The organism is Microbacterium lemovicicum, from assembly GCF_003991875.1.
GTDB classification, from domain to species: Bacteria; Actinomycetota; Actinomycetes; order Actinomycetales; family Microbacteriaceae; genus Microbacterium; species Microbacterium lemovicicum.
The window spans coordinates 2,680,028-2,691,865 of sequence record NZ_CP031423.1; the positions used below are offsets into that span (position 1 = coordinate 2,680,028).

An 11,838-nucleotide genomic window follows, 5' to 3' on the forward strand; every position below is an offset into this window, starting at 1 on the left:
GACGTCAGCGGGCGCTGAAAGCGGCGTCGAAAGCGGCCGTCGGGGCTGCGAACGCGTTGCGCCGGACGAACTCCAGCGCCTCCGGAGCGCCGAGGAGCCGGTCCATCCCCGCGTCCTCCCACTCGACCGAGATGGGACCGTCGTAGCCGATGGCGTTCAGGGCGCGGAACGACTCCTCCCACGGCACGTCCCCTCGCCCCGTCGACACGAAGTCCCAGCCGCGACGCAGATCCGCCCACGCCAGGTGGGATCCGAGCCGGCCGTTGCGCCCGTTGCCGACGTTGAGCTTCACGTCCTTGCAGTCCACGTGGTAGATCAGGTCCGTGAACTCGAGGATGAAGTCCACCGGGTCGAGCTGCTGCCACATGAAGTGCGACGGATCCCAGTTCAGGCCGAACGCCGGGCGGTGGCCGATGGCCTCCAGCGTTCGGACGGTGGTCCAGTAGTCGTAGGCGATCTCGCTGGGGTGCACCTCGTGGGCGAAGCGCACGCCGACCTCGTCGAAGACGTCGAGGATCGGGTTCCAGCGGTCGGCGAAGTCCTGGTAGCCGGCATCCACCGCCTCCTGCGAGACCGGCGGGAACATCGCCACGTACTTCCAGATGCTCGACCCGGTGAAGCCGACCACGGTCTTCACCCCGAGCTTCGCGGCGAGACGAGCGGTGTTCTTCATCTCCTCCGCGGCGCGCCGGCGCACGCCCTCGGGGTCGCCGTCACCCCACACTCGGTCGCTCAGGATGTCGCGGTGGCGGTGGTCGATCGGATCGTCGCAGACGGCCTGGCCCTTGAGGTGGTTGGAGATCGCCCACACCTTGAGGCCATACCGCTCCAGCAGCTCGAGCTTCGCCTCCGCGTAGCCGGGCTCGTCCCAGCGCCACGGGTCGAGGTGATCTCCCCAGCACGCGAGCTCGAGCCCGTCATAGCCCCAGCCGGCGGCCAGGCGCGCCACCTCCTCGAGCGGGAGGTCGGCCCACTGGCCGGTGAAGAGGGTGATCGGTCGCGCCATGAGGGATTCCTTCCGATTGCGGGGAGAGATGAGGAGAGCGGATGCTGCGGCGCGGCCGCTCAGTCGACGGGCGTCCAGGCGCTGCCGGCCCCGGAGCTGCGCTGCACGGCGTCGAGCACCCGCTGCACGTGCAGGCCGTCGGCGAACGACGGACGGGGCTGCGTCCCGTCGGCGATGGCGACGACGAGATCGCGCACCTGGTGGCTGAAGCCGTGCTCGTAGCCGAGCATGTGACCCGTCGGCCACCACGGGGAGAGGTAGGGGTGGTCGTGCTCGGTCACGAGGATGCGCCGGAAGCCCTGCTCGGTGCCGGGCTGCGTCGCGTCGTAGAGCTCCAGCTCGTTGAGACGCTCGAGGTCGAACGACAGCGCGCCCAGCGATCCCGACACCTCGATGCGGAGCGCGTTCTTGCGACCCGTGCGGAAGCGGGTCGCCTCGAAGGAGGCGAGCGCACCGGACTCGAGCCGGCCGGTGAAGAGGGCGACGTCGTCGACGGTGACGGCGCCGCGCTCGGACGAGGCCGTGCCCGACAGGCCGACCCCCTCGCCCAGCAGCGGGCGCTCGGTGACGAGGGTCTCGAGGATGCCCGAGACGGAGGTGAGGCGCTGGCCGGTGATGTACTCGGCGAGGTCCGCGGCGTGGGCGCCGATGTCGCCGAGGGCGCCGGAGCCCGCGCGGTCCTTCTGCAGGCGCCAGGTGAGGGGCGCGTCCGCGTCGGACAGCCAGTCCTGGAGGTACTCGGCGCGCACCTGGCGGATGTCGCCGATGCGGCCGGCGGCCACGAGGTCACGGGCGAAGGTCGCCGCCGGCACACGGCGGTAGGTGAAGCCCACCATGGCGCGCACGCCGGATGCGGCGGCCGCGGCATCCGTCATCTCCTGCGCCTCGGCCACCGTGTTGGCGAGGGGCTTCTCGCACAGGACGTGCTTGCCGGCGCGGAGAGCGGCGATCGCGATCTCGGCGTGCGTGTCGCCGGGCGTCACGATGTCGACCACGTCGATGTCGGGGCGCTCGATGACCTCGCGCCAGTCGGTCGCGGACTCGGCCCAGCCCCACTTCGCCGCCGAGGCGCGGACGCCGTCGGCGTCGCGGCCGACCACGACCTGCATGACCGGCTCGAGCGGGAGGTCGAAGAAGCGGGGGGCCACGCGCCACCCCTGCGAATGGGCGGCGCCCATGAAGCCGTGTCCGATCATGGCGATGCGGAGTTCGTCGGTCATCGGGGCTCCTCTCGGGGATGATGCGGGGCGCCCGTCCTGTCCGGACGGGCGCCCCGCAGGTGGATCAGGACTCGAACGCGAGGTCGATGAAGTCCGCGACGTTGTCCTTGGTCACGACGGGCGCGTCCAGCACGATGCGGTTCGGCACGCTCGGGGTGATCAGGTCGCTCGCCGTCTTGCCCTGGGCGATGAGGCGCGCGAGCGCGATGCCGTCGGCGGCCTGCGTCGACGGGTAGATGATCGTCGCCTTCAGCACCGAGTCGTCGGCCTGGATGGCCTCCATGGCGTTCTTCGAGCCGGCACCGCCGACCATGATGAACTCGTCGCGACCCGCCGAGGTGATGGCGGCGAGCACTCCGATGCCCTGGTCGTCGTCGTGGTTCCAGATCGCGTCGATCTGCGGGTTCGCCGACAGCAGCTGCGAGGCCGCGGCCTCACCGCCCTGCACGGTGAAGTCGGCCGCGACGCGGGCCGAGACGTCGAGTCCGCAGTCGCTCAGGGCGTCCTTGAACCCGGCCGAGCGGTCCTGCGTGAGCGGCAGGGAGTCGATGCCCGCGATCTCCGCCACGACGGCGCCCGGCTTGTCGCCGAGCTGCTCGCAGATGTAGGTGCCGGCGCTGACGCCCATGCCGTAGTTGTCGCCGAGAACGGTGGAGCGGGCGGCGAACGGGCTGCTGAACTCCCGGTCGACGTTGATGACCGGGATGCCGGCCTGCATCGCCTTGATCGCGACCTCGGTGAGGGCGGCGCCGTCGCTCGGAAGCAGCACGATCGCGTCGACCTTGTCGTTGATGAAGGTCTCGACGGCGGCGATCTGGGCGGTGACGTCGTTCGTGCCCTCTGCGGCCTGCAGGGTGACGTCGGGATACTTCGCAGCGGCGGCCAGCGCGCCGGAGTTGATGGCGCCGAGCCAGCCGTGGTCGGCGGCCGGTCCGGAGAAGCCGATGGTGACCGTGTCTCCGGTCGCGGCGTTCTCCTCGCTGGTGGTGCCCTGGTCGACGCTCTCTTCGGCGCTGGTGCTTCCGGCCGTGCAGCCGGCCAGCAGGCCGACGGCGGCCAGCGCCGCGACTCCGGCGACGACGACGCGTGCGCGGTGGGTGCGCAGTGAACGCATGTGATTCCTCCTCGAATTGATGCGGGTAGCGGCCGCGGTGCCTCGGGAGAGCCTCGTACGCCCGTCCGGCCTCACTGCCAGGGTCAACGTAGCAGAACGAGTGTCCGAAGTGTCGTCTTTTGTCGTCGTCGGCGCAAAAGTGATCCGTGTCCGGTTTTCGCGCGGAATCACGCGGATGTCCGGCGAGACACGTTTCGGGCCTCCAACGATGAAGACCCGAGGGGATCCGTCCCCACGGGGCCGCTGAGCGCGTGTTATGGTCACGTCGTGATCAAAGATGACCATGGCACGGCGTTACTCGACGTCCGGGGTGTGACCAAGAGCTTCGCCGGGGTGCACGCCCTCCGCGGAGTCGACCTGAGCGTCCGCGCGGGCGAGGTGCACTGCATCCTCGGGCAGAACGGCGCGGGCAAGTCGACGCTCATCAAGGTGCTCGCCGGCGTCCACCGACCCGACGACGGCGAGATCGCCTGGAACGGCGAGACGGTCGAGATCCCCTCGCCGCAGGCGGGCATCGAGCTGGGCATCGCGACGATGTACCAGGAGCTCGACGTCGTGGACGGCCTGACCATCGCCGAGAACATCTTCCTCGGCCACGAGCTGGCGCGCGGGGGCTTCAGCCGGCGCAGCCAGGCGGCCGCCCGCACGCGGGAGCTGCTGCAGCGCCTCGGTCACGCGAGCCTGTCCCCCCACACCGAGGTCGGATCCCTCAGCGCGGCGAACAAGCAGATCGTCAGCATGGCGCGTGCGCTGTCGCACGACATCAAGCTCATCATCATGGACGAGCCGTCGGCCGTGCTCGACACCGAGGAGGTCAAGAACCTCTTCTCCGTCGTGCGCGAGCTCACCGGTCAGGGCATCGCCGTCGTCTACATCACCCACCGCCTCGAGGAGATCCGGCAGATCGGCGACCGGATCACCGTCCTGAAGGACGGGCGCAGCACGGCGAACGGGCTCGCGGTGGCCGACACCCCGACATCCGAGCTCATCCGCCTGATGACGGGCCGCACCGTGGAGAACGTCTTCCCCGCGGCCGTCCCGGTGCCCGCCGACGCGCCGACGATGCTCGAGGTCGACGGCCTGGCGCTCTCCGGCGTCTTCGCGGACGTGTCGTTCTCCGTGCGCGCCGGCGAGATCGTGGGGCTGGCCGGGCTCGTCGGCTCGGGTCGCTCCGAGATCCTCGAGACGGTGTACGGAGCGCGTCGCTCGACCTCCGGCACCGTGCGTGTCGCCGGCGAGCCGCTGCGCCGCGGGTCGGTCACGGCCGCCGTCGCCGCGGGGGTCGGTCTGACGCCCGAGGAGCGCAAGAGCCAGGGGCTCGTCCTCGAGGAGCCGATCTTCGTCAACGTCACCCTCTCGTCGGTCGCGCGGTTCGCGAAGGCCGGGTTCCTCGACGAACGGGCCGAACGCGCCGTCTCGCGCGAGCAGATCGAGGCCCTCGAGCTGCGACCCGCCGACCCCGACCGCGCCGCCGCCACGCTGTCCGGCGGCAACCAGCAGAAGATCCTGCTGGCGCGCTGGCTCGTGCACGGCACCCGGGTGCTGCTGCTGGACGAACCGACCCGCGGGGTCGACGTCGGCGCGCGCACCGAGATCTACGCGCTGATCCGACGTCTCGCCGCCGCCGGCAACGCGGTCGTCATCGTCTCCAGCGAGATCGACGAGGTGCTCGGCCTCGCCGACACCGTGCTCGTCATCGCCGAGGGCCGCGTGCTCACCACCCTCCCCGCCAGCCAGATCGACGAGCACGGCGTGCTCGACCTCGTGATGAAAGGAGCTGCCGCGTGAGCGAGCAGACCACCACCCGCGCCGCCGCAGCTCCTGCGTCCGCACCGGAGCCGTCCGATCGGAAGTCCGCCGCGTCGCGCCTGCTGTCCGGCTCCGCCGGACGCAACCTGGGCCTCGTCCTGGCGCTCGCCCTCATCTTCGTCATCGGGGCGGTGACGGCCGGCGACACGTTCACGAGCGTGCCGAACATCCTCGTCATCCTGCGCCAGGCCTCGATCATCGGCGTCGTCAGCATCGGCATGACCTTCGTCATCATCGCCGGCGGCATCGACCTCTCGGTGGGCGCCGTGATGGGGCTCGCCTCCGTGGTGGCCACCCTCGCCGTCATCCAGGACGTCGTCGATGACACGCACTGGATCGTGATGGTCGTCATCGCACTCGCCGTCGGCGTCTTCGCCGGCCTGATCAACGGCATCGTCATCGCCTACGGCAAGGTGGTCGCCTTCATGGCCACCCTCGCCATGCTCGTGGCCGCGCGCGGCCTCGCCGAGATCCTCGCCGACCGCCGCACGCTCGTCGTGGAGGACCGCGGATTCGTGTCGTTCTTCAACAGCGACTTCCTCGGCGTCGACGTGCTCATCTGGATCTTCGTGCTCGTCTCCGTCGCCGGCTGGATCCTCCTCAACCGCACGACCTTCGGCCGCCGCACCGTCGCCATCGGTGGCAACCGTGAAGCCGCCCGCCTCGCGGGCATCAACGTGCGCCGTCACACCGTCTGGCTCTACGTGCTCGCGGGGCTCACCGCCGGCATCGCCGCCGTGATGATCCTCGGCCGCACCACCGCCGGCACCTCGACCCACGGCACGCTCCTCGAGCTCGACGCGATCGCGGCCGTCGTGGTCGGCGGCACTCTCCTCATCGGCGGCCGCGGCACGATCACCGGCACCGTGTTCGGCGTGCTGATCTTCGCCACTCTGCAGAACGTCTTCGTGCAGAACAACCTCTCCTCCTCGGTGCAGGCCGTCGCGAAGGGCGTGATCATCGTGGTCGCCGTGCTCCTGCAGCAGCGCTTCGCCCGCCGCGGGACCCGTGGATGAGCGGATGCCGGCGGCACAGGCGCATTCGCCGGAACCACCCCTGACTCACAGCAGGTTCGTCAGAAGTCGCGGCACTTCTGCGTGTTTCCGCGTGTTTGACTGAGCCGTGGCGACGACTGTGACGGAGACATCCGCGGCCCCCGGAGGGGTGGGAGAGCTCTTCCACCTGCTGCGCGACGGGGTGCCGCGCACACGCGCGGAGCTGTCGAAGGCGACCGGCCTCGCCAGATCCACCATCGCCGCGCGGGTCGACGAGCTGATGCGCACCGGCCTCATCACACCCGTCGCCGACGCCGCCTCCACCGGAGGACGCCCGCCGTCGCAGTTCGCCCTCAACCCGCAGGCACGCCTGGTGATCGGCGCGGACATCGGCGCGTCGCACGCCGCCATCGCCGTCACCGACCTCTCCGGCGCGATCCTCGCCCAGCGCGAGGAGTCGATCGACATCCGGCAGGGGCCGGTCCCGGTGCTGACGTGGGTGGCCGAAGCGGCGATGGGTCTCCTCGCCGAGACCGGTCGTGATGCCGCCGACCTCGTGGCGATGGGCATCGGGGTGCCGGGGCCCGTCGAGCACTCCACCGGGCAGCCGGTGAACCCGCCGATCATGCCCGGATGGGACCGCTTCGACATCCCGTCGTGGATGCAGCAGCACCTGCAGGTGCCGGTGCTCGTCGACAACGACGTGAACGTGATGGTGCTGGGCGAGCGCGCCACGGCGTGGCCCACCACCGACAACATGATGTTCGTGAAGGTCGCGACCGGCATCGGGGCGGGCGTCATCTCCGCGGGCGAGCTGCAGCGCGGTGCGCAGGGCGTCGCGGGAGACATCGGCCACGTCCGCGTCGCCCGCGGGGCGGACGTGCCCTGCCCGTGCGGCAACCGCGGCTGCCTCGAGGCCCTCGCCTCGGGCCCCGCCATCGCGCGGGCGCTCACCGCGGCCGGTGTTCCCGCGGCGGACGGGGACGACGTCGTCGACCTCGTCAAACACGGCAACATCGACGCGATCCAGGCCGTCCGCCAGGCGGGGCGCGACATCGGCGAGGTGCTGACGGCCTGCGTCAGCCTGATGAACCCGTCCGTCATCGCGATCGGCGGCTCCATGGCCCGCGTCGGGGAGCACCTCATCGCGGGGGTGCGCGAGGTCGTCTACACGCGCTCGACCCCGCTGGCGACCGAGCATCTCTCGATCGTGCAGTCCTCGGCCGCCGAGCGCGCGGCCGTGCGAGGAGCGAGCGGCCTGGCGATCGACCACGCCCTCTCGCACGGCGCGCTGTTCGTCGGTGCCTGAACCGGCCTCAGAGGTCTTCGGGCGACAGGTCGCCTTCGCCGTCCTCGCCGAGTTCGGCCACGACCGGATCGTCGCCCTGCGTCTCGGGCAGGTAGACGTCGGCCGGCAGATCGGCGGCGGGGATCTGGTCGTCGTCCGAGGGGATCTGGTCGGGGTCGTCACCCGTCCCGGTCACCCCGTCCAGCTCGTCGGGCGAGGCTCCCTCATCGAGGGCGGTCGTGCGGTCCCACTCCGCCTGTGCCGGGTCGTCGGCGGGGTCGGCGGTCACGGACGTGTCGCCGTCGCGGAGGGGCTGGGGCAGGACGTCATCGGTGACGGTCACGGGGGCGTCATCGTCGGGGGTGCTCATGGGTGGTCCTTTCGTCGGCTCCCAGCCTCCGCCCCGACATCGTCCCGCCGGAGGCGCTTGCGGCGACGCATCCGACTCGCTAGGGGCCGTCCTCCCGCCGACGGCTGAACGCCGCCGGCTCCTGCGCCATCTGTTCCGGCCGATCGATCCAGGTCCCTATCGGCCCCGGGTCCGGCGGTCAACGGAACACCGCGGGTCGGCACGCGCGGCTAGCATCGGAACAACGCCATCCGCCCGTCAGGTGAGGACCCTCTTTGGACGCCCCGATCGAACGCGACCCGAGTGAGATCAGCTACGACGAACAGCGCTATCCCGCGCGACCTCGTCGGCTGCGCCCACGGGATCAGCTGCGCAGCGGCAGTCTCCGCCGCTTCGTCTCCGACCCCCGCACGGCCAACGGCACGAACCCCGCCTACATCGAATGGCTCGTGCGCCAGTCGATGCTCAAGGATGCGGACGTGCTCGCGCGCACGCTGTCGGGTCAGCCGTCGATGTGGCGCAACCCCTACGCCCGCCCCGACGCGCGCCGCGCGATCGAGACGAGCGACGTGTGGTTCACCGCGTATCCGCTCTCGCTCATCACCCGCGCCGGCGAGTCCTTCCTGCAGGCGTTGGGCGACGACCGTCTCTGGCAGGCGTTCGAGAAGATCGGCATCAACGGCCTGCACACCGGTCCGGTGAAGCGCGCCGGCGGCATCACCGGCTGGCAGCAGACCCCGAGCGTCGACGGTCACTTCGACCGCATCAGCACGCAGATCGACCCCGACTTCGGCGATGAGGCGGCCGTCCGCCGACTGGCCGACGTCGCCGACTCGCACGGCGGCAGCGTCATCGACGACATCGTGCCCGGTCACACCGGCAAGGGCGCCGACTTCCGCCTCGCCGAGATGGCCTACAAGGACTACCCGGGCATCTACCACATGATCGAGATCCCGCCGGAGGACTGGAACCTCCTGCCGGAGGTGCCGGAGGGCCGGGACTCGGTCAACCTCGACCCGGCCCAGGAGCGCGAGCTCAGCGAGCGCGGCTACATCATCGGCGAGCTGCAGCGGGTCATCTTCTACACGCCCGGCGTCAAGGAGACGAACTGGAGCGCGACCGCCGCCGTCACCGGCACGGACGGTCAGGATCGCCGGTGGGTGTACCTGCACTACTTCAAGGAGGGCCAGCCCTCGATCAACTGGCTCGACCCGACGTTCTCGGGCATGCGCCTGGTGATCGGCGATGCCCTGCACTCCCTCGGCGAGCTGGGCACGAGCGCGCTGCGCCTCGACGCCAACGGCTTCCTCGGCGTGGAGAAGAGCACCGAGGGGCTTCCGGCGTGGTCGGAGGGGCACCCGCTCTCGCAGGCCGCGAACCACATCATCGCCGGCATGGTGCGCAAGGTCGGCGGGTTCACCTTCCAGGAGCTGAACCTCACGATGGAGGACATCCGCGACACCGGCGCCGTCGGCGCCGACCTCTCGTACGACTTCGTCACCCGCCCCGCCTACCACCACGCCCTCGCCACCGGCAGCACCGAGTTCCTGCGCCTCGCGCTGAACACGTCGCTGGCCACCGGGGTCGAGCCGGTGCAGCTCGTGCACGGCCTGCAGAACCACGACGAGCTCACCTACGAGCTCGTGCACTGGGCGACCACGCACCGCGACGACGTGTTCGAGTTCCGCCACGGCGAAGTCACCGGACTCGAGCTGGCGCAGCATATCCGCGCCGAGCTCACCGAGGTGCTCACGGTCGGCGCCGACTACAACCTGGTGTTCACGCAGAACGGCATCGCGTGCACGACCGCGTCGCTGATCGCCGCGTCGCAGGGTCGCGCGACGCTGGACGACATCACCGACGAGGATGCCGCGAGCATCCGTGACGCCCACCTCCTGCTGGCCCGCTACAACGCGTGGCAGCCCGGCGTGTTCGCTCTGTCCGGGTGGGACCTCACCGGTTCGCTGACGCTCCCGGCCGAAGAGGTGCGCTCGCTGATCGCGACCGGCGACACCCGGTGGATCGAGCGCGGCGCGCACGATCTGCTCGACGTCGATCCGGACGCGACGCGGTCGGCTGCCGGGATGCCGCGGGCCCGCGCCCTCTACGGCGCCCTGCCCGCGCAGCTCGAGGACCCGCACTCGTTCGCGTCCGGCCTCCGGCACGTGCTCGATGTCCGCCGCGCCCACGGGATCGCCGTGGCGACGCAGGTCGACATCCCCCAGGTGGCCCACCCCAGCATGCTGGTGATGGTGCACCGTCTGGACGGCGGCGACGCCGCGCTCGAGGATGCGCCGCTGCAGATCACGGTGCTCAACTTCTCCCCCGAGACGATCGACGGCACCGTGCGCTCCGACTCGCTCGTCCCGCGCAGCGGCGTGATCGACGCGGAGAGCGGCGAATCGGTCGGCCGCGTGGACGATCTGCAGAGCTTCCCGCTACAGCTCGGCCCCTACGAAGGCCGCTTCCTGATCTTCGAGGCGCCCGAGCCCGAGGAGCTGCACCCGGTCACCCGCGCCATCCACATCATCCCCACCGCCTGAGCCCTCGTCTCCGCCACCCGCACGGGTGGCGGAGACGTCCGCTCACCTCCGCGGCTGCGCGACGGGGTTGCCCGCGACGAACAGGTCGCCCGGATCGAGGATGCCCTTCAGCGTCTGCAGGCGGCGTGCCGCCGGACCGAACCCGAGGGCGCGATCCTCGTCAGGCGCGTCGATGAAGGTGAGGGCGAGCGCGTCGATCCGCCAGCGGTCGAGCAGGCCCACTCCCTCCCGCACGGCCGTCGTCAGGGGAGACGCCATCTCCGGCGCGGGCACGATCGCGATCGTGTGCATGATGTACTCCCCCGGCAGGCTGGCCACCGCACCGCCGCCGGCCGGGCTCTGCGCGAACGCCCCGCCGATGTGTCGCAGCTCGCTCACGAAGATCCCCGGGATCGATCCTGCCTCCACGAACGCGTCGGCCGCGGCGGCGGGGAGCCCGTCCAGCACCGAGTGCGCCGTCACCGCCGGCGCCGGTCCCGGCGGGTCCATGTGCACGCCGATGAGGTCGGCGGACGGGATGCGCGCGAACGTGTCCACCTCGGGCGCGAGGGCGCGGAGGGGGCCGAGAAGAGCGGATGCCGCGGCATCCGATCCCAGGATGGCGCCGTCGATGACCACCACCGACCGTCCCGAGAGGAACGGCGGCAGGTCCGGCATCGGCGGGAAGTTCATGATGCGCAGGGCGGTGGTGGCCTCGTCGGGTGCCGTGCGGGTCCACGCCGACCACGCGCGCGTCACCTCGTCGGCGCGGGAGGCGTCCCACAGGAGCATGCCTGCGACGACCGTGGCGAGCGGCCGGAGGGAGATCGTGAGGGCCACGACCACGCCGAAGGCCCCCGATCCGCCGCGCAGCGCCCAGAAGAGCTCCGCGTCCTCGTCGGGTCCGGCGCGGTGCAGGCTGCCGTCGGCGGTGACGACCTCGATCGCCCGCACGTCGCCCACGGCGAGCCCGTGCGCCCGGCCGTAGAACGACAGACCGCCGCCGAGGAGATAGCCGACCACGCCGACGCTCCCGGCGCTGCCGTGGAGTGCCGTGAGACCGTGCGGGGCGGTCTGCGCCAGCACGTCGTTCCAGGTCGCACCCCCGTCGATGCGGGCCGTGCGCCCGGTCGGATCGACGGTGACCGATCGCAGGGCGGACATGTCGACGAGGATCACCTCGGACAGATCCGTGGCGCTCAGCCCGGCCGCCATGTGGCCCGTCGCCTGCGGTGCGACGCGCAGGCCCGCCGCGGACGCCGCGCGGACGACGTCGATGACCTCCCGCGTGCTCTCGGGCCGGACGACGGCGAGAGGTCGCTGATCGATCGCCACGTTCCACGGGGTGCGGAGCTCGTCGTATCCGGCGTCGGTCGCAGTGACGAGTCGGTCGCCGAGCGCCTCCCGCACGCGTCGGAGGCGGGTATCGGTGTCGGCGGTGTCGATGGCGGTCATGTCGGGTCTCCCACGTCGGGTTCCGTCCTCTCGGGTGTCGAGGCGGAGGTGATCCCAGGGTGCGCCGAGCAGCGGACGAA

9 protein-coding genes are annotated in these 11,838 nt (G+C 71.1%); 4 read left to right on the forward strand and 5 right to left on the reverse strand.

Features of this window, described 5'->3' with window-relative positions; genetic code table 11:
* Positions 1-4: 4 nt before the first annotated feature.
* The 3 genes from CVS47_RS12525 to CVS47_RS12535 form a co-directional block, all read right to left on the reverse strand.
* Entirely contained in the window at positions 5-1,006 is a 1,002-nt protein-coding gene (locus CVS47_RS12525; protein WP_127096378.1) for a sugar phosphate isomerase/epimerase family protein, read from the reverse strand.
* Between the two features lie 59 nt (positions 1,007-1,065).
* Positions 1,066-2,226 carry a Gfo/Idh/MocA family protein gene (locus CVS47_RS12530; protein WP_241240147.1) on the reverse strand — a complete coding sequence of 387 codons (1,161 nt, stop codon included), beginning with the start codon at positions 2,224-2,226 and terminating at the stop codon, positions 1,066-1,068.
* 64 nt (positions 2,227-2,290) lie between these two features.
* The gene (locus CVS47_RS12535; protein ID WP_127096379.1) at positions 2,291-3,340 is read right to left on the reverse strand and encodes a substrate-binding domain-containing protein; all 1,050 of its coding nucleotides are present in this window, start codon (positions 3,338-3,340) and stop codon (positions 2,291-2,293) included.
* Between the two features lie 312 nt (positions 3,341-3,652).
* Here CVS47_RS12535 and CVS47_RS12540 point away from each other — a divergent pair, with 312 nt between their 5' ends.
* The 3 genes from CVS47_RS12540 (at position 3,653) to CVS47_RS12550 (ending at position 7,453) form a co-directional block, all read left to right on the forward strand.
* Complete coding sequence (locus CVS47_RS12540; RefSeq protein ID WP_127097358.1) at positions 3,653-5,128, forward strand: sugar ABC transporter ATP-binding protein; 1,476 nt, start codon at positions 3,653-3,655, stop codon at positions 5,126-5,128.
* Complete coding sequence (locus CVS47_RS12545; RefSeq protein WP_127096380.1) at positions 5,125-6,165, forward strand: ABC transporter permease; 1,041 nt, start codon at positions 5,125-5,127, stop codon at positions 6,163-6,165. The genes CVS47_RS12540 and CVS47_RS12545 overlap by 4 nt, the downstream gene beginning before the upstream one ends.
* A 118-nt stretch (positions 6,166-6,283) precedes the next feature.
* Positions 6,284-7,453 (forward strand): ROK family transcriptional regulator, encoded by a 1,170-nt coding sequence (locus tag CVS47_RS12550; protein WP_127096381.1) that lies wholly within the window; start codon positions 6,284-6,286, stop codon positions 7,451-7,453.
* Between the two features lie 7 nt (positions 7,454-7,460).
* Here CVS47_RS12550 and CVS47_RS12555 read toward each other — a convergent pair whose 3' ends face one another.
* A complete protein-coding gene (locus CVS47_RS12555; RefSeq protein ID WP_127096382.1) occupies positions 7,461-7,802 on the reverse strand; it encodes a sugar ABC transporter ATPase in 342 nt (113 codons plus the stop codon).
* A 254-nt stretch (positions 7,803-8,056) separates the two neighbouring features.
* Here CVS47_RS12555 and treS point away from each other — a divergent pair, with 254 nt between their 5' ends.
* Positions 8,057-10,324, forward strand: coding sequence for a maltose alpha-D-glucosyltransferase (gene treS, locus CVS47_RS12560; RefSeq protein WP_127096383.1), 2,268 nt, complete (start codon positions 8,057-8,059; stop codon positions 10,322-10,324).
* Between the two features lie 42 nt (positions 10,325-10,366).
* On the opposite strand, the gene CVS47_RS12565 is transcribed toward treS, so the two are convergent.
* Positions 10,367-11,758, reverse strand: a complete 1,392-nt coding sequence (locus tag CVS47_RS12565; RefSeq protein WP_127096384.1) for an FAD-binding oxidoreductase — start codon at positions 11,756-11,758, stop codon at positions 10,367-10,369.
* Positions 11,759-11,838: the final 80 nt, after the last annotated feature.

Coding starts and splice junctions, on each gene's coding strand:
- CVS47_RS12555 (WP_127096382.1), bottom strand. CDS start 7,802: ATGAGCACCCCCGACGATGACGCCCCCGTGACCGTCACCGATGACGTC.
- CVS47_RS12565 (WP_127096384.1), bottom strand. CDS start 11,758: ATGACCGCCATCGACACCGCCGACACCGATACCCGCCTCCGACGCGTG.
- CVS47_RS12535 (WP_127096379.1), bottom strand. CDS start 3,340: ATGCGTTCACTGCGCACCCACCGCGCACGCGTCGTCGTCGCCGGAGTC.
- CVS47_RS12525 (WP_127096378.1), bottom strand. CDS start 1,006: ATGGCGCGACCGATCACCCTCTTCACCGGCCAGTGGGCCGACCTCCCG.
- CVS47_RS12530 (WP_241240147.1), bottom strand. CDS start 2,226: ATGACCGACGAACTCCGCATCGCCATGATCGGACACGGCTTCATGGGC.